Source organism: Nocardioides thalensis, assembly GCF_013410655.1.
In the GTDB taxonomy this organism is placed as follows: Bacteria; Actinomycetota; Actinomycetes; order Propionibacteriales; family Nocardioidaceae; genus Nocardioides; species Nocardioides thalensis.
Genome location: NZ_JACCFP010000001.1, coordinates 475220 through 493385, shown reverse-complemented (window position 1 = coordinate 493385; position 18166 = coordinate 475220). Strand labels below are relative to the sequence as shown.

Here is an 18166-nt window from a genome sequence, read left to right as displayed (position 1 = left end):
CCCATTGAACGCCGGTGAGAGGCTGGTGCCCATGAGCCAACCGCAGGAGCGCGCACCGTGGTGGCGCGACGCAGTCGTCTACCAGGTCTACGTCCGCAGCTTCGCCGACGCCGATGGTGACGGGGTCGGCGACCTCCCGGGCATCACCTCACGGCTCCCCTACCTGCGCGATCTCGGCGTCGACGCCCTGTGGATCACGCCGTTCTACACCTCGCCGCAGCGCGACCACGGCTACGACGTGTCGGACTACTGCGACGTCGACCCGCTGTTCGGGTCGCTCGCCGACGCCGACGAGCTGATGCGTACGGCGCACGACCTCGGCCTGCGCGTCATCGTCGACCTGGTCCCCAACCACACCTCGAGCGACCACCCGTGGTTCCGGGCGGCCGTCGCGGCCGGACCGGGCGCGCCCGAGCGCGCCCGTTACCTCTTCCGCGAGGGCACCGGCCCCGACGGCAGCCAGCCGCCCAACAACTGGCTCTCGGTCTTCGGCGGGCCCGCATGGACCCGGCTCGACGACGGCTGGTGGTACCTCCACCTGTTCGACTCCACCCAGCCCGACCTCGACTGGCGCAACCCCGAGGTCGGCGACATGTTCGAGGGCGTGCTGCGGTTCTGGCTCGACCGCGGGGTCGACGGCTTCCGGGTCGACGTCGCCCACGGCATGTACAAGGAGGAGAGCCTCCGCGACCAGGTGCGCCCCGAGACCGCCGACGAGCCGGAGCCGCACACGATCCCGCGCCCGGAGGAGCAGGCGGCGCCGGCCGCCCGGTCCGAGGAGGCCGAGCGATCGATGGTCGAACGGGTCCTCGCCGACGAGCCGATGTGGGACCAGCCCGAGGTGCACGAGGTCTACCGTCGCTGGCGCAAGGTGCTGGACTCCTACGACGGCGAGCGGATGGCCGTCGCGGAGGCCTGGACCCAGACCGCGGAGTCGATGGCGATGTTCGTGCGCCCCGACGAGCTGCACCAGACCTTCAACTTCGCCTGGCTCGGCGCCGACTGGGCCGCCGACGACTTCGCCGAGGTCATCACCAGCTCGCTCGAGGCGCTCGAGAAGACCGATGCGGCCCCGACCTGGGTGATGTCCAACCACGACGTCATCCGCCACACCACCCGGTACGGCGGCGGCGAGGTCGGGGTGGCGCGCGGCCGCGCCGCGACCCTGGTGATGCTCGCGCTCCCCGGCTCGGCGTACGTCTACCAGGGCGAGGAGCTCGGCCTGGAGCAGGTCGACGTGCCGCCCGAGGCGCGCACCGACCCGTCGTGGTTCCGCACCGGCAAGCCCGGGCGCGACGGCTGCCGGGTGCCGATGCCGTGGAGCGGCGCGCGGCCGCCCTACGGCTTCGGTCCGGGCGGTGGCCAGCCGTGGATCCCGCAGCCTGACGACTGGGCGCCGCTCACCGTCGAGGCACAGCTCGCCAGCGAGGACTCGACGCTCGCGTTCTACCGCCGCGCCCTCGCGGCGCGGAGCGAGTGGGTGCGCGGCCTCGACGAGGAGACCACGGCAGAGGTCGACGGCGACCTGCTGGTCGTACGCCGCGGCGGGCTCACCGCGCTGCTCAACGCGGGTGCGGAGCCGGTGCCGCTGCCGGCTGGCGAGGTGCTGATGAGCAGCGGCCCGCTCGGGAAGGGCGGCACGGTGCTGCCGCCGGACACGTCGGTCTGGCTGCGCTGAGCCGAGGCGTGGCTCAGCCGCCGAGCGCCTCGTTGTAGCGGCCGAGCGTCGCGGCGAATCCCTCGAGCTCGTCGGCCGACCAGTCGCCGAGCCGGTCGGCGAGCCAGGCGCGCCGCTGCGTCGTGACCTCGCCGAGCCGGCGGACGCCGTCGTCGCTGATGGACACGAGCGTCGCGCGGCCGTCGTCCGGGTCGGCGGCGCGCTCGACCAGGCCGAGGTCGAGCAGGTGCTGCACCTGGCGGCTGACCGCGCCCTTGTCGATGTCGAAGACCTCGCACATCGTCGACGCCCGCAGCGGGCCGTTGTCGCGGATGTAGGCGAGCATCAGGTAGGCCGCGGGCTGGAGGTCGGGGTGCACCGCGTGCGCACGCTGCCGGATGACCCGGCGAGCCCGACGGATCAGGACGCCCAGCTCCTGCTCGAGGTGCTGCAACGCCGCGCCCTGGCCGGTCGTCGAGCCGGACACGGTCATGCCGACGCCCCGGTCGCGGTCTCGGCAGCGTCGTGCATCGTGTCTTCGACGTCGAGGGTGGTGCGCAACGGGACCTCCTTGATCAGCAGCACGCAGGCGAGCGCGAGCAGGGCAAACGGTACGGCGATCAGGAAGATGTGGCCCGTCGCGTGTCCGAAGGCGCCCTCGTACAGGCCGCGCAGGGCGGGCGACAACGCATCGAGGTCGGGGATGCTGCCGGTGGAGTGCCGCAACGCGGCGAGCTCCTCGCGCGACACCTGGCCGCTGGCGACGAGCCCGGCGAGGCCGTCCTTGAACGCGCCGGTCACCTGGTGCGCGAGCACGGCCCCGAGCGCCGAGACGCCGATCGAGCCGCCGATCGAGCGGAACATGGCCACGACCGAGCTGGCCGCGCCGAGGTCGGCCTGCGCGACGTTGTTCTGCACGGCGAGCACCAGGTTCTGCATGGTGGCGCCGAGGCCGAGACCGACCACGAGCATGTAACCGCCCACCGCGGCCAGCGGCGTGGCGGCGTCGATCGTGCCCAGCAGGGCGAGTCCCACGATGACGAGGACCATCCCGCCCACCAGCCACTTCTTCCAATAGCCGGTGCGGGAGATGATCCGGCCGGTCACGATGCTCGAGACGAGCAGGCCACCGACCATGGCGATCGACATCAGGCCGGCGCGGGTCGGCGTCATCCCGCGTGCGAGCTGGAAGTACTGGCTCAGGTAGACCGTCGCGCCGAACATCGAGACGCCGATCATCACCGACGCGGCCGTGGCCAGCGCCGTCGTACGGTCGCGGAACAGGCGGAGCGGGACCACCGGCTCGACCGCGACCCGCGCCTCGACCCAGATCGCGATCGCGATCGTCACCAGGCTCGCGACCACGATGGCCACCGAGGTCGGCGAGACCCACGCGAAGCTCGTGCCCGCCAGCGACACCCACACCAGCAGGCCGCTGATGCCGGCCATGATCAGGGTGGCGCCGGCGTAGTCGATGGAGACCGCGCGCTTGATCGTCGGCAGGTGCAGCGTCTTCTGGAGCACCACGAACGCGAGCGCGGCGATCGGCAGGCCGACGAAGAAGCAGCCGCGCCAGCCGAGCGGGCTGTCGACGATGAGACCGCCGAGCAGCGGACCGCTCACGGTCGCAGCGGCGAAGACCGCGCCGATGTAGCCGCTGTAGCGCCCCCGCTCGCGGGGCGGGACCATCGACGCGATCACGACCTGCACGAGCGCGGTGAGACCGCCGACACCGAGGCCCTGGAAGGCGCGAGCGGCGATGAGCGTGCCCATGTCGGGCGCGAACGCCGCGACGAGCGACCCGGCCGAGTAGATGACCAGCGCGGCCTGGACCAGCAGCTTCTTGCTGAACAGGTCGGCGAGCTTGCCCCAGATCGGCGTGGTGGCCGTCATCGTGAGCAGCGTGGCGACGACGACCCACGTGTAGCCCGTCTGGCTGCCGTGCAGGTCGGTCACGATCGCGGGCAGCGCGTTGCTCACGACGGTGCTCGAGAGCATCGCGACGAACATCGCGAGGAGCAGCCCGGTCAGGGCCTCGAGCACCTCGCGGTGGGTCATCTGGCCGTCGGCCTCGACGGTCGCCATCTTCTTACCTCCGGAAGTTTGGTTGACGTTGTCAACCATACGCCGGAAGGTTGCCGACCACAACTTTCCGCGGCCCGACCCGGGCGCGCGCCAAAAATGGAGCGACCCGCAGGCGTGGTCGAGCGACCACGGCCGGGGGACGAGCCCGGTTGCGCCTGCGGGTCGGGTGGCTGCCGGGAATTGCCGGCACCCCGTCCGAATCGGGGGGCTGCTAGCGAGCAGCCACCTCACGCGTCCTTGAAGAAATCATTCCTCGGACCACCTCCTTTCCCGTGTGCGGCAACAGTAGGTCGCAGGACCAACCCGCACAACGGGATTTATCGTGCCGCCCCGATCAGGAGATCAGCTCGTCGATGCGGGTGTAGGCCCGCGCGTCCCCGCTGATCATCCGGCCCGCCTCGCCGTCGATCGAGACCGGGACTTCCCCCTGGACGGTGATCCGGCGCATCTCCCGGAACTCGTGGTCGAAGTCGGCGACCGCGTAGTGCTGGGTCGCGCGGTTGTCCCACATCGCCACGTCGCCCGGCGCCCAGGTCCACCGGATGGTGTTCTCGAGGCGGCTGATCCGCGTCTGCAGCAGGTTGAAGAGCGTGCTGGACTCGGAGTGGTTGAACCCCTCGAACTGCTTGACGAAGTTGCCGAGGAGAAGGGCCCGCTCCCCTGTCTCGGGGTGGACGTGCACCACCGGGTGCCGGGTCTCGAACAGCTGCGCGGTGAAGTCCGCCCGGGTGTAGTTGGCGTCGGGCTCCTCGTTCTCCTCGTCGCGCTGGGCGTAGTCGTAGGAGTTCGTGTGCACCGCCCACAGCCGGTCGACGATAGCCCGCAGGGGCTCGGGCAGCGCCTCGTAGGCGGCTGCCGTGTTCGCCCACACGGTGTTGCCGCCGTACGCCGGCAGCGCGACCGCGCGCAGCACGCTGATCGCCGGGACCCGGTCGACGAACGACACGTCGGTGTGCCAGCTGTTGGCGGCCATGCCCCGGTTGGCGGTGACCCGCAGCACCCGTGCGCTGCCGGTGTTGACGGTGGGGTGGGCGGTCGTCAGGTCGCCGAACAGCTCGGCGAAGTCGGCGTGCAGGTCGTCGTCGACGTGGTCCTGGCCGCGGAAGAACACCACCTTGTGGCGAAGCAGCGCCTCGCGGATCGCGGCGACGGCCTCGCGGTCGAGGTCACCACCGAGCCGGACGCCGGAGATCTCCGCGCCGATCCGGCCGCCGAGCTGGCGGACGGCCACGGTGGACGGGGACGAAGGGAAGCTGACGAGGTTCACGGTGCACTCTTTCGTTGTCGGTCCGTTGTCGGTCGCGGCGTTCATGCCGCGACGGGCTGAGGGGTGTCGGCAGGCTCGGGGAGGGCGCTGCTGGCAGGGCGCCGTCGCGCATGGGGCCACCAGGACGGGTTGCCCCGGCCCTGTCCCCCGAGCGCTCCGGAGACCCGGTCGAGGTAGATCGCGATCACGACGACCGACAGGCCGCCCTCGATCGAGGCGCCGATCTGCAGGCCCTGCACGGCGTTGACGACGACGCCGCCCAGGCCGGCCCCGCCGACGAGCCCGGCCACGACCACCATCGAGAGCGCCAGCATGATGACCTGGTTGACGCCGGCCATGATCGAGGCGCGTGCGAGCGGCAGCTGCACCTCGGTCAGCACCTCCCAGCGGGACGCCCCGAACGCCTGGGCGGCCTCGACCGTCTCGGCGTCGACCTGGTTGATGCCGAGCTGGGTGAGCCGGACCGCGGGCGGCACGGAGAAGACGATCGTCGCGACCAGGCCGGGAGCGTCCCCTACCCCGAAGAAGAGGATCGTGGGCAGCAGGTAGACGAAGACCGGCAGCGTCTGCATCAGGTCGAGCACCGGCCGGACGACGGCGCGGACCGTCGGGCTGAACGCGCTCCAGATGCCGAGCGGGATGCCGACCAGGAGCGCGATCGCCGTCGCGACGACGACCGATGTCATCGACTGCATCGTCTCCTGCCACAGGTCCATGGACTCGATGAGGAGCAGGCCCGCCGTCAGCAGCAGCGTCAGCACGAGCCGGCGGGTGGCGAGCAGGGCGAGGACACCGAGCACGACGATCATCGCCGTGGGCGTGAGCACGGTCAGCAGGTCGTAGACGGTGCGGAGCAGCAGGTTGAGCAGCTCCTTGACCGCGTCGAAGAAGCCGCCGAGGTGGTCGCTGAGGAAGTCGATCACGTCCTCGCCGCGCTCACCGATGCGCAGGTCAGGCATGGGCCACCTCCCGGGAGCTCGAGAGGGCGGAGAGGATCACGGCCCGCGGCACGACACCGACGAGGCGGCCGTCGTCGTCCACGACGGTGAGGGGTACGACGTGCCGGCCGGCGAGGTGCATGAAGTCGCCGACGACGGCGCCCGCCGCGACGGTGCGGTAGTCGGCGCCGACGGCGTCCCGCGCCGCCGCGTCGCCGCGGCGGCCGACCTCGGCGAGCCGGTCAGCGGTGGCGACGCCGAGCAGGCGCTGGTGGTCGTCGACGACGAACGCGCCGGTGACCTCGTTCTGGCCCAGCCGGAGGAGCGCGTCCGCCGGCCGGTCGTCGTGACGCAGCACCAGGCGAGCGGGCCGGAGCAGGTCGGTCGCCGACAGGACCCGCGCACGATCGACGTCGGAGACGAACTCGCTGACGTAGTCGTCGGCCGGGTGGGCCACGATCTCCGGACCGGGGGCGACCTGCACGACGCGGCCGTCGCGCATGACCATCACCCGGTCGCCGATGCGCATGGCCTCGTTGAGGTCGTGCGTGACGAAAACGATCGTGCGCCGGTCGGCGGCCTGGAGGTCCACCAGCAGGTCCTGCATGTCCCGGCGGATCAGGGGGTCGAGCGCCGAGAACGGCTCGTCCATCAGCAGGATCGGCGGATCGACCGCCAGGGCGCGGGCGAGGCCCACGCGTTGCCGCATGCCGCCGGAGAGCTCGTGCGGGAACCGGTCCCCGCGACCTTCCAGCCCGACCCTGGCCAACGCGACGTCCGCGCGCTCGCGGCGCTCGGCCTTCGCCACGCCGCGGACCTTCAGGCCGTAGGCGGCGTTGTCACGGATCGTGCGGTGTGGGAACAGCGAGAAGTGCTGGAAGACCATGCCGATCTTCTCGTTCCGGAGAGCGCGCAGGCGCGCCGGCGAGACCTGGGTGGCGTCCTCGCCGTCGATCAGGAGCCGGCCCGCGGTGGGCCGGTTGAGCAGGTTGATCATCCGCAGCACGGTCGACTTGCCCGATCCGGACAGACCCATGACGACGAACATCTCGCCGCGGTCGACGCTGAAGCTCACGTCGTGGGCGCCGAGGTGGCCCCGCGCGGCCGCGGCCGCTGCGGCGGGGTCCTCGCTGGCGAGCACCCGGGCCGCCGTACGCGCGTTGAGGCCGTAGACCTTCGCGAGGTCGCGCCCGACGATGGCCGGTCCGTCGGCGCGGTGAGCGGCGGTCACGGCGCCACCGCCTCGGCCGCGGCGGCGCCGTCGGGGGTCTCCACGCCGTCGAGGAACTCGGCAACCCGGTCCGGGTTGGCCTCGATCCAGGCCGCCGCGATGTCGGCGACCGACTCGCCCTCCTTGTCGTGGGCGTAGTAGAACTCGCCGGCTTCGTCGGTCGTGAACTCGAGGTTGCCGAGGAACTCGGCGATCTCCGGGTTGTCGTCGGCGAAACCGGCGCGGGTGATCGTGCGGATCTCGCCCGCGCCGCCCCAGACGCCCTCGGGATCCTCGAGGAAGACGGTGTCGAACTCGACGGTCATCCAGTGCGGGCTCCACGCGAGGAAGACCACCGGGTCGCCGGCCTGGTGCGACTTCTCGACCTGCGCGAGCATCGCGGGCGTGCCGCTCGCCACCAGCTCCCAGTCGCCGAGCCCGTAGGCATCCGCGTCGATCGCCTTCTGGATCGTCTCGTTGCCGGGCGTGCCCGCCTCGATGCCGTAGATCTTGTGGCCGAACGCGTCCGCGTGCTCGTCGAGGTCCGCCAGCGAGCTGATCCCGAGCTCCTCGGCGATGTCCCCCGGCACCGCCGGGGCGAACTCGGTGCCCGTGACGATCGTCGACACCACCTCGACGTCGCCGCTGTCGATGGCCTCACCGAACGTCGGCTCCTGCGAGGGCCACCAGTTGCCAAGATAGGCGTCGATCTCACTGCTGGTCAGCGCCGCGGCCGCGGTCTCGACGGAGAGGTTCTTCTTGATGGACGCGTCGTAGCCGGCCTCGGTGAGGATCTGGACGGCGATCTCGTTCTCGACCTGCAGGTCGACCCAGGGCTGCTCGGCGAGCACCACCGAGTCCGTTCCACCGCCGGCGGAGTCGGCGGCGAAGCCGTCGTCGTCGCCCTCGCTGCTGGCACAGCCCGTGGTGACGAGCGCGGTGGCGAGGGCGCAGGCGGCGAGCCGCGCCCCGCGCAGGCGGACGGGTCGACGGGCGGAGGGAATGGCGTTCATGGACGGCTCCTCGGGTCGCCGCGCGCGAAGGGCGCCAGCGGCGGTTCGGTCGAATCGATCAATACTCGATTAAGACAGTAGAGATTAACGACTCACGGTTTCAAGGCGGCGCCCGTCCCCAGCGAGACGAGTTGTTGACCGGTCCGATAGACGCTCTCTATGGCGCGGCCCCGCCCTAAGCCGGCGTGGTCGCGGTGCTGCCGTCCGCGGGATGGAGCTCCTGGGCGATCGCGACGAACTGCGCCGCGACCGGGTCGAGATCGCCCGCCCGCCAGACCAGCCAGGTGCGCGCGCGGGAGGGTGGAGCCAGCTGAACCGCCACGGCACCCTCGGCGACCGCTGCCCGCGCCATCCCCGACGGCAACAGCGCCACGCCACCCCCGGCGAGGACGAGCGGTACGACGGCGGCGACGTGGTCGGTCTCGATCGCCACGTCGCCGGCGCGGCCGACCTCCTCGAGCCGCCGCGAGAGCAGCTCGCGGAGCGCCGTGCCTCCCGGCGTGGCGATCAGGCCGCGGTCGGCGAGCTCCTCGATGCCGATGGCCGCGGCGTCGTACTCCGTGCCGGGCGGGAGGACCGCGACCAGCTCGTGCTCGACGAGGAAGTGGCTCTCGAACGGCCCGGTCGGCGGCGGGCCGTCGACCAGGCCGAAGTGGGCACTGCCGGCGCGCAGCTGGTCGAGCACGTCGGCTCGGTGTCGCGGATCGATGACGACCACCTGGACGCCGGGGAGCACCCGACGGAACGCCCCGATGATCGGCGCGAGCGGCGCCACGGCCCACAGCGTGCTGGCGAGGAAGCGCAGCTCGCCGTAGCCCTCACCGCCCAGGGATCGGACGGCTCCCGCGGCGAGCTCGAAGGAGCGGACCGTGCGCGCCGCGGGCCCCCGGAGGGCCTCACCGGCGGGAGTCAGCCGGACTCCCCGCCCGAGTCGCTCGAACAGCTCGACCCCGAGCTCCTTCTCCAGCTGGCGGACGGCATACGACAGCGACGGCTGGGCCACCCGCAGTCGCGCCGCCGCTCGCGTGAAGCTGCCCGCGTCGGCGATGGTGAGGAAGACCTCGAGCTGACGCCTCTCCACCTGCACCCCTGCAACCGGGCGGTGGCGCCCGGCGGCCACCGTCGACATATCCCGATTATGTGACCGAGGTTAGTCGACTTTGACGGACGTCAGGCCTCGGCCGCCGCGAACTGGGCCGCGTTCAGCCGCGCGAACGCCCCACCGGCTGCGAGCAGCTCGTCGTGCGAGCCCTGCTCGACGATCCGGCCGTGCTCCATCACCAGGATCAGGTCGGCGTCGCGGATGGTCGAGAGCCGGTGCGCGATCACGAACGAGGTGCGGTCGGTGCGCAGCGCCGCCATCGCCTGCTGGAGCAGCAGCTCGGTGCGGGTGTCGACCGACGACGTCGCCTCGTCGAGGATCAGCAGGTCGGGCTGCGCCAGGAAGGCGCGAGCGATCGTGATCAGCTGCCGCTCGCCGGCCGAGAGGTTGGAGCCCTCGTCGTCGACCCGGGTGTCGTAGCCGTCGGGCAGCGAGTGGACGAACCGGTCGACGTACGTCGCCCGCGCGGCCGCGAGCAGCTCCTCCTCCGTCGCCTCGGGCCGGCCGTAGGCGATGTTGTCGCGGATCGTGCCCTCGAACAGCCAGGTGTCCTGGAGCACCATCCCGATCCGCCCACGGAGCTCGGCGCGCGGCATCTCGGTGATGTCCACGCCGTCGAGGGTGATCCGGCCGTCGCGGAGCTCGTAGTAGCGCATGATCAGGTTGACCAGTGTCGTCTTGCCGGCGCCCGTCGGCCCGACGATCGCGACCGTGCGACCGGGGCGGGCGACGAGCGAGAGGTCCTCGATCAGCGGCTCGTCGCCGTACGAGAAGGAGACGTGCTCGAAGCGGACCTCACCGCCGTGGACCGCTGGTGGTCGAGGAGGCGCCGCGGCGCCGTCACGAGACCCCTCGACCACCGAGGGCACCTCCTCCTCGGCGTCGAGCAGCTCGAAGACCCGCTCGGCGGAGGCGACGCCGGACTGCAGCAGGTTGGCCATGGAGGCGATCTGGGTGATCGGCTGGGTGAACATCCGCGTGTACTGGATGAACGCCTGGACCTCGCCGAGGGTGATGGCGCCGCTGGTGACGCGGAGACCGCCGACCACCGCGATGACGACGTAGTTGAGGTTGCCGATCAGCATCATCATCGGCATGACCAGGCCGCTGATGAACTGCGCCCGGTACGACGACTCGTAGAGCTCCTCGTTGGCCTCGTCGAACTCGGCCTCGACCGCGCCCCGGCGGCCGAACACGGTCACCAGCGCGTGGCCGGAGATCGACTCCTCGATCTGCGCGTTGAGCCGGCCGGTCTGGCGCCACTGGCTGATGAACTGCTTCTGCGAGCGCTTCATGATCCGGCCGGTCGTGAACATCGCGAGCGGCACGGAGACCAGCGCGATCACCGCCAGCAGCGGCGAGACCCAGAACATCATGCCGAGCACGCCGACCACCATCAGCAGCGACGTGAGCAGCTGGCTCATCGTCTGCTGGAGGTTCTGCGCGACGTTGTCGATGTCGTTGGTCGCTCGGCTGAGCAGCTCGCCGCGCGGCTGGCGGTCGAAGTAGGCCAGCGGCAGCCGGTGGATCTTCTCCTCCACGTCGGTCCGCATCCGGCGGACGGTGTCCTGGACGATGTCGTTGACGAGCCAGCCCTGGAGCCAGCCGAGGAGCTGACCGCCGATGTAGATCGCGAGGGTCAGCATGAGGACCTGGCCGACGGCGTCGAAGTCGACGCCCTGGCCCGGCACGATGTCGAGCCCACTGAGGAAGTCGGCGTACTGCTCGTCGCCGCGCGCCTCGGCCGCGGCCACCACCTCGTCCTTGGTCGTGCCCGCGGACAGCCGGCCGCCGATGAACCCGTTGAAGACCAGGTCGGTCGCCTTGCCGAGCAGCCACGGCCCGACGGCGACGGAGGCGACGCTGCCGATGCCGAGCAGGAGTACGGCGACCGCACGCCCGCGAGCCGGGCGCAGCATGCCGAGCAGCCGGCGGGCCGAGGTGCCGAAGTCGTCGGCCTTCTGACCGACCATGCCGCCGCCCATCGGGCCGCGACCGGGGCCGGGGCCCTGGACGATGCGCTCGGTGGTCTTCAGGGTTCCCTTCCGGTCACTCGTCTGCTCGCTCATGCCACCACCTCCTCGCCGAGGCCCTGCGAGGCCGCGATCTCCTGGTAGGTCTCGTTGTCGCGGAGCAGCTCCTCGTGGGTGCCGCGACCGACGACCCGGCCGTCCTCGAGCACGAGGATCAGGTCGGCGTCGCGGATCGTCGCGATCCGCTGGGCGACGATCACGACGGTCGCCTCCCGGGTGACCGGCTCGAGCGCGGCCCGCAGCCTGGCGTCGGTCGCGACGTCGAGCGCCGAGAACGCGTCGTCGAACAGGTAGACCTCGGGCCGCCGGACCAGTGCGCGCGCGATGGCGAGCCGCTGGCGCTGGCCGCCCGAGACCGTCGTACCACCCTGGGCGACGGGCGCGTCGAGCTGCTGCGGCATCTCCCGCACGAAGTCGGCGGCCTGGGCGATTTCGAGCGCCTCCCAGAGCTCGTCGTCGGTGGCGTCGGGCCGGCCGTAGCGCAGGTTCGTCGCGATGGTGCCGGAGAAGAGGAACGCCCGCTGCGGCACCAGGCCGATGCGCGACCAGAGCAGCTCGGGGGCGAGGTCGCGGACGTCGACGCCGTCGACCCGCACCACGCCCTCGGTAGCGTCGAGCAGCCGCGGCACCAGGTTGACCAGGGTCGTCTTGCCGGCGCCGGTGGAGCCGATGACCGCGATCGTCTGACCGGGCCGGGCGGAGAACGAGACGTCAGTCAGCACCGGCGCCTCGGCGCCCGGATAGGTGAGCCCGACGGCCTCGAGATCGAGGTGGCCGGCGACGTCCACCGACGTGACGGGGCGTGCGGGCGGCACGACCGTCGAGTCGGTGGCGAGCACCTCGGAGATGCGGTCGGCGCTGACGGCTGCCCGCGGCACCATCATCAGCATGAACGTCCCCATCATCACCGACATCAGGATCTGCATCAGGTAGGCGAGGAACGCCGTGAGCGCGCCGACCTCCATCTGGCCGTTGTCGACGCGGTGCCCGCCGAACCAGATCACGCCGACGCTCGCGACGTTGGCGACGCCCATCACGAGCGGGAACATCGCCGCCATCCAGCGGCCCGCGCGCAGCGACACCTCGGTCAGGTCGTCGTTGGCGCGGGCGAAGCGCCGGGTCTCGTGCGGCTCGCGCACGAACGCGCGGACCACCCGGATGCCGGTGATCTGCTCCCGGAGGATCCGGTTCACGTCGTCGAGCCGCTGCTGCACGGTGCGGAACGCCGGCACCATCTGGGAGACGACGATGCCGATGCAGACGAAGAGCACGGGCACGACCGCGACGACGATCCAGGACAGGCCGAGGTCCTCGCGCATCGCCATCACGACACCGCCGACCATCATGATCGGGATGGTCACCGCCATCAGGCAGGTCATCATCGCCAGCATCTGCACCTGCTGCACGTCGTTGGTGGCGCGGGTGATCAGCGACGGAGCGCCGAAGTGCGACACCTCGCGCGCGGAGAACGAGCCGACCCGGGCGAACAGCGCCTTGCGCACGTCGCGGCCGAACGCCATCGCTGCCCGGCCGCCGAACCAGGCCGACGCCATCGAGCACGCGGCCTGCACGAGAGCGACGCCGAGCATCACGGCGCCGACCCTCACGACGTAGCCGTTGTCGCCGCGGGCGACGCCCTTGTCGATGATGTCGGCGTTGAGGCTCGGCAGGTAGAGCATCGCGACGGTCGCCAGGAACTGCAGCACGACGATCGTCGTCAGCCAGGACCGGTAGGGCGCGAGGTGCTCACGCAGGAGCTTGACCAGCATCAGGGGGACTCCTCGTCGTCGCGGCGGACGGCGCCGTACAGCACGGTGTCGACGATCAGGTCGGGGGTGAGCACGCCGCCGCCGGTGAACTTCGGGTGGCTGCCCGAGAACGTCAGCAGCCGGAGCAGCAGCACCACGTCGGCCGCCGGGATCCGCAGGTCGTCCCGGAACGGCTCGAAGAGGTCGACCGAGGCATCCACCAGCCGCTGCATCGCCCGCGCCCGGCCCGGGTCGCCCGGGATCTCGGGAGGGCCGTCGAGGCCGAGCTTGCGGATCAGCAGGATCCCACCGGTCATCCGCTCCTGCATGAGGCGCACCAGCACGAGTGCGATGTCGCGCAGCGGGAGGTCGCGGTCGATCGCGGCGATGTCCTCGACCAGGCGACCCGGCTCGAACACCTTCGCCACCACGGCGTCGACTAGCTCGTCCTTGGAGCTGAACACGCGGAAGATCGTGCCCTCGGCGACACCGGCCGCCTCGGCGATGAGGCGCGTCGTCACGTTGCGCCCGTGCTCGTAGAGCAGGGGCAGGGTTGCCTCCATCAGGGCCGCGCGCCGCTCCTCCGGCGACATCGCCGCTGCTCTCGGTGCCATGCGTCGATCATAAGTGAGTGAGCGCTCACTCACAAACGGATTGTGGGCAGCGCGCGACCGCCGGGGTGCCTACCCCCCGCGGTCCGCGGAGATGTTCGCAATCTGCTGCGCGGCCCCGCGGGCGGACCTAGCCTTTTCGGTGGGGAGGGAAGGCGCGAGAGGGAACCGATGCGCAGTCTCGACATCACGACATACGGAGCACGGCCCCTCGCGGGCCCACTGCCGGCCGCGGTCGCCCTCGACGAGCTCCGCGACGTGGCCGAGCGGCTGTGCGCCGCGTGGGAGGGCGACGACCCGGCGACCAGGGCCACCCGCCGCGACGACGCCTACGCGTTCGCCGTGCTGGCGTGCGAGCTGCTCACGGGCACCCGCCCCATCGACCACGCCGACGCGCTCTGCCTGATGGGGCGGACGCCGGGTCTCCCGGAGGCGGCGCAGCAGGCGGTGCTCAGCGGCCTGAACCCGCGGCCCCAGTGCCGGCGGTTCCCGCGGGGCCTGGTCGCAGCGCTCGAGGCGGTGCCGGGCGCGGCGTGGCAGGGCGCGCCCGCGGTGCCCGAGGCCGAGGCCGAGGCTGAGGGCGAGACCGTGGCGGCGGAGGGAGGCACTCCCGCCCCCGTCGTCGTGGCTCACCCGATGACCCGGCCCACCATCGAGGAGGTGGAGGAGCCGACCTACCGGCGCGGCTTCCTGCGGCGCCTGGGTCCCTACGTGGCGGCGCTGTGCATGCTGGCCGTGCCGGCATCGGCGGGCACCGGGGCCTGGATGCTCGGCCTGCTGCCCGTCACGAGCGCGGAGGGAGCCGCCTCCGCGTCCGTCGCGGTCGAGTCCGCCTCGCTGACCGTGACCCCGCCGACGACGCACTGCCCGCAGGCCACGGTGCAGCTCGACACCGAGGTCGTGACCGACGGGTCCGCGGGCACCCTGCGCCTGGTGTTCTGGCTGCCCGGCGGCAACCGGCTGCACGAGCGCGTGGTGCACGTCGACGAGGGGCAGACCGTGGCCCGCGCGGTCGCGCAGATCACGGTCGCCGGCGACGTGAAGCTCAAGGGCGCCGCCTCGGTCACCATCCATCCCGGCGGCGAGCGGGCGTGGGCGCCGTTCCGCTTCGACTGCTAATCCGGTGGCCGCGACGCCGGGGCGCCGCGACAATCACGGGATGGAGATCCGCGCCGCCGACGCCTCGCCGTACGACCACCTCGTCGACCTCGAGCTCGCGCGCATCCCCCGCGAGCCGCGCGCGGCCGCGGAGTGGATCTTCGTCAACGCCGCCGCCATGCCCTACTTCCACCTGCGGACGGCGCACCGCGACGGCGGGCTCGTCGGGTTCGCGCGCATCAGCCGCGGCCCGTCGGCGCCCACCGACACGGCGTTCATCCACGTCGTCGTCGCCCGCGAGGCAGCGCACTCCGGCGTCGGCAGCGCGCTGTACGACGCGCTGCTGACCCTGCTGCCCGAGGGCGTCACCCGGCTCGTCTCCTGGATCGACGACGCCGACGAGGAGTCCCTCGCGATCGCGCGGGCCCACGGGTTCGAGCCCTTCCAGCACGGCATCGAGTCCGAGCTCCCGCTCGTCGACCTGCCCGAGCCGCTCGCGATCGACGGCGTCACCTACGAGGACGTGTCGTCCCTGGAGTTCGCCGACGAGGACGCGGTCGACGCCATGGTGGTCGACAGCCAGACCAACCCCGAGGCCGTGGAGTCCGGCATCATCAGCCGGCTCGAGCACTTCCGGCTCTTCGCGAAGGGAGACGGCAGCGACATCGCTGTGCTCGCCCGCGTCGACGGCGCGCCGGCTGCGGTCATCATCGGCGACATCAACCCCGACGACCGGGCGCTCCACATCCACTACACCGGCGTCGGGCAGTCGTTCCGGGGACGGAACCTCGCGTTCGCACTGAAGCAGTACGCGCACCGCCTGGCGGCCGACCGCGGCGCCGTGATCAGCTCCACGATGAACGAGGAGCGCAACGCCGGGATCCGGCACGTCAACGCCGCACTCGGCTATCGCGTCAAGGGCGGGATCTACCGGGTGCGCAAGCAGCTCACCTGAACTGCAGCGCGCCGCCCGGCAGCACCGGCGCCAGGAGCCGGGCGCCGTCGGCGCCACCCAGGCGGACCGAGTGCAGCGCCGGCAGGGTGAGCGGCGAGGCGAGCGAGGAGCCCACGAGCGTGAGCCGGATCCGGTGGCCGGCCTCGAACCGGTTGCCCACCGGCCAGAGCTCGACCCGGTAGTCGCGCCACTGCAGCGGCCGGGCGGGCGACGGGCGCGCGTAGTCGCCGTACGGCTGGACGACTGCGCCCGAGCCGTCGACCAGCGACCGCTCGGCGACGATCCCGGGGTACGACGTCGACAGCCGGCCCACGGTCAGCGGATGCGACCTGCCGTCGGGCGCGACGTCGGACAGCACCGCCCAGATCGCGCTGCCGGGGGTGGTCGTCGACAGCGGGAGCTCCAGCGACAACGGGCCCGCGAGGTCGACGCCCTGCACGAGCGGGGGCGTGGTGAACGTCAGCCCGGTGAGGCCGGCGAGGTTCTCCTGCGACAGCAGCGGCAGCGCACCGGTGAGCCCGTCGAGGCCGGCGCTGCCGACGATCGCCGCGTTCGGGACGTCGGTCATCGTGGGGATCGACGGCACCGTAAGGTAGGACTGCGTCCGCGCCGCGGCTGGCTCGGTCGTGAGCGACCTCGGCCCGAGGTGCAGCGGCACCCACTCGGTGCCGGGCAGCGGCCAGTCGGCACCGGCGCGGCGTACGACGTCGCCCGCGAGGTAGCCGGCCCGGTCGCCGCGGGACATCAGCAGCTGCACCCGCGGGTGCTCGTCGACGCCGTTGTCGACGCCGCGCACGTGGTGGTCGAGCCACGCCCGTGCCTCGGCGGCACCGCCGTCGGTGCCGGCCGGCGTGCCGTCGTGGCCGCCCGCCATGAGCAGGTGGGCGCCGTCCTCCCGCAGCGCCCGGTAGGCCTCGAACGCGCCCCGCGACTCGACGTCGAAGAACCCGTTGACGAGCAGCACCGGGATGTCGTTGGCGTCGCCGCGCCATCCGCGCTCCTGCCACCAGGCGTCGAGCGAGGGGTGCGCCAGGCCGGCGTTGACGCCGGTCGTGAACATGCCTGCGAGCGCGTCGACAGCGGACCCGGGATCGGTCACCCGGTCGCCGCCCTGGAGCAGCAGCGGCGCGCCGATCAGCGCGAGCACGCCGGCGCCGGGCAGCAGGTTCTGAACGCCGCCGGGCACGAGCAGGTCGCGGTAGAGCTCGTGCGTGCCCGACCGGGTCACCGCCGCCTCGACGCACGGCAGGTGCTGGTGCCAGGAGTTGAAGAGCATGATCGCGCTCGCCGAGAACCCGGCGACCGCCAGCCGCCCGTCGCTGAACGGCTGCGTGCAGGCCCACTCGAGCACCTCGACGACGTCGCGCTGCGTGCGCGGGCCGAGCGCGTCGAACGATCCCGTGCTGGAGCCGGTGCCGCGGATCTGCACGAGCAGGTAGTTGTAGTCGGGCCCGAACGAGAACGACTCGCTGCCGTTGCCGTACGGCGAGAACTCGACGACCGTCGGCCGGGCGACGACCGGGCCCGGGCTGGTCAGGGTCGTGCGCAGGGTGACGCCGTCGGAGGTGGTGAATCCGTCGTGGACCACCGGTGCCGGGTCGTCCGCACGCGCCGACGGCGGGGCGACCAGGGCCAGTACCGCCACAGTCAGGCCGGCGGCGAGGGCGCCGACGAAGATGCGTCGTCCGGACATGGGAGACCTCCTGGGAGCAGGCCTCACCCTAGGCGATCCCCGCTAGGGCGCCAGCGTCTCTTTCAGCCAGCCGTCGCCGTCACGGCGGTAGCGCACCCGGTCGTGCATCCGGCCCGGCCGGCCCTGCCAGAACTCCACGGTCTCCGGGCGCACCCGGTAGCCACCCCAGGTCGGGGGCACGGGGATCTCGCTGCCCTCGAACCGCTCCTCCGCCGCGGCGTACGACGCCGTCAGCTCGTCGCGTCCGGTGACCACCCTCGACTGCGGCGAGGCCCAGGCGCCGAGCTGGCTGCCGCGCGGACGGGTGGCGAAGTAGGCGGCGACCTCGGCGTCCGGGAGCCGGGTCGCGACGCCCTCGACCCGCACCTGCCGCTCCAGCGGGTGCCACGGGAAGAGCAGCGCGCACCGTGGCTCGGCCGCGAGGTCCTCGCCCTTGCGCGAGGCGGTGTTGGTGAAGAACGCGAAGCCGGCCTCGGTGAGCCCCTTGAGGAGGACGGTGCGCGCCGACGGCTGCCCGTCGGGCGACACGGTCGCCACGATCATCGCGTTCGGCTCGTGCAGCTGCGCATGCTCGGCGTCGGCGTACCACTGGCGCCACTGCACGAGCGGGTCGTCGGCGGCGTCGCCGGCCGCGAGCCCCGCGACGCCGTACTCCCTGCGCAGCGCCGCCAGATCGGGTTCGCGGGGGTCAGCCATGCCCCCAAGTTATTGCGTGGGGCAGAATGCCGCTGATCTACCGAGACGAAGGAGTCGAGC

15 protein-coding genes are annotated in these 18166 nt (G+C 72.1%); 3 read left to right on the top strand and 12 right to left on the bottom strand.

Annotation, left to right across the window (positions count from 1 at the left end; genetic code table 11):
- The first annotated feature begins 31 nt into the window (after window positions 1-31).
- Window positions 32-1678, top strand: a complete 1647-nt coding sequence (locus tag HNR19_RS02345) for a glycoside hydrolase family 13 protein (protein WP_179666374.1) — start codon at window positions 32-34, stop codon at window positions 1676-1678.
- A gap of 13 nt (window positions 1679-1691) precedes the next feature.
- Here the strand turns inward: HNR19_RS02345 and HNR19_RS02340 are convergent, their stop codons facing one another.
- The 10 genes from HNR19_RS02340 to HNR19_RS02295 form a co-directional block, all read right to left on the bottom strand.
- Entirely contained in the window at window positions 1692-2150 is a 459-nt protein-coding gene (locus HNR19_RS02340) for a MarR family winged helix-turn-helix transcriptional regulator (protein WP_179666373.1), read from the bottom strand.
- Window positions 2147-3742, bottom strand: coding sequence for an MDR family MFS transporter (locus HNR19_RS02335; RefSeq protein WP_246303462.1), 1596 nt, complete (start codon window positions 3740-3742; stop codon window positions 2147-2149). Before HNR19_RS02335 ends, HNR19_RS02340 begins: the two co-directional genes overlap by 4 nt.
- Window positions 3743-4076: 334 nt before the next feature.
- The gene (locus HNR19_RS02330) at window positions 4077-5009 is read right to left on the bottom strand and encodes a TauD/TfdA dioxygenase family protein (RefSeq protein ID WP_343047015.1); all 933 of its coding nucleotides are present in this window, start codon (window positions 5007-5009) and stop codon (window positions 4077-4079) included.
- 41 nt (window positions 5010-5050) lie between these two features.
- Window positions 5051-5968, bottom strand: coding sequence for an ABC transporter permease (locus HNR19_RS02325; protein WP_179666371.1), 918 nt, complete (start codon window positions 5966-5968; stop codon window positions 5051-5053).
- Window positions 5961-7178 (bottom strand): quaternary amine ABC transporter ATP-binding protein, encoded by a 1218-nt coding sequence (locus HNR19_RS02320; protein WP_343047014.1) that lies wholly within the window; start codon window positions 7176-7178, stop codon window positions 5961-5963. Before HNR19_RS02320 ends, HNR19_RS02325 begins: the two co-directional genes overlap by 8 nt.
- Window positions 7175-8170 carry an ABC transporter substrate-binding protein gene (locus HNR19_RS02315; RefSeq protein WP_179666370.1) on the bottom strand — a complete coding sequence of 332 codons (996 nt, stop codon included), beginning with the start codon at window positions 8168-8170 and terminating at the stop codon, window positions 7175-7177. Before HNR19_RS02315 ends, HNR19_RS02320 begins: the two co-directional genes overlap by 4 nt.
- 175 nt (window positions 8171-8345) lie before the next feature.
- The gene (locus HNR19_RS02310) at window positions 8346-9299 is read right to left on the bottom strand and encodes a LysR family transcriptional regulator (RefSeq protein WP_179666369.1); all 954 of its coding nucleotides are present in this window, start codon (window positions 9297-9299) and stop codon (window positions 8346-8348) included.
- A 41-nt stretch (window positions 9300-9340) separates the two neighbouring features.
- Complete coding sequence (locus tag HNR19_RS02305; RefSeq protein ID WP_179666368.1) at window positions 9341-11341, bottom strand: ABC transporter ATP-binding protein; 2001 nt, start codon at window positions 11339-11341, stop codon at window positions 9341-9343.
- Window positions 11338-13074 (bottom strand): ABC transporter ATP-binding protein, encoded by a 1737-nt coding sequence (locus HNR19_RS02300; RefSeq protein WP_179666367.1) that lies wholly within the window; start codon window positions 13072-13074, stop codon window positions 11338-11340. Before HNR19_RS02300 ends, HNR19_RS02305 begins: the two co-directional genes overlap by 4 nt.
- Window positions 13074-13667 (bottom strand): TetR/AcrR family transcriptional regulator, encoded by a 594-nt coding sequence (locus HNR19_RS02295; RefSeq protein ID WP_179666366.1) that lies wholly within the window; start codon window positions 13665-13667, stop codon window positions 13074-13076. Before HNR19_RS02295 ends, HNR19_RS02300 begins: the two co-directional genes overlap by 1 nt.
- A 168-nt stretch (window positions 13668-13835) precedes the next feature.
- Between HNR19_RS02295 and HNR19_RS02290 the strand changes: the two genes are divergently transcribed.
- Entirely contained in the window at window positions 13836-14783 is a 948-nt protein-coding gene (locus tag HNR19_RS02290; RefSeq protein ID WP_179666365.1) for a serine/threonine-protein kinase, read from the top strand.
- A gap of 40 nt (window positions 14784-14823) precedes the next feature.
- A complete protein-coding gene (locus tag HNR19_RS02285; protein WP_179666364.1) occupies window positions 14824-15717 on the top strand; it encodes a GNAT family N-acetyltransferase in 894 nt (297 codons plus the stop codon).
- Here the strand turns inward: HNR19_RS02285 and HNR19_RS02280 are convergent.
- Window positions 15710-17410 carry a CocE/NonD family hydrolase gene (locus tag HNR19_RS02280; protein ID WP_179666363.1) on the bottom strand — a complete coding sequence of 567 codons (1701 nt, stop codon included), beginning with the start codon at window positions 17408-17410 and terminating at the stop codon, window positions 15710-15712. The two genes, HNR19_RS02285 and HNR19_RS02280, sit on opposite strands and share 8 nt — an antisense overlap.
- Window positions 17411-17452: 42 nt before the next feature.
- Window positions 17453-18106 carry a pyridoxamine 5'-phosphate oxidase gene (gene pdxH / locus HNR19_RS02275; RefSeq protein ID WP_179666362.1) on the bottom strand — a complete coding sequence of 218 codons (654 nt, stop codon included), beginning with the start codon at window positions 18104-18106 and terminating at the stop codon, window positions 17453-17455.
- Window positions 18107-18166: the final 60 nt, after the last annotated feature.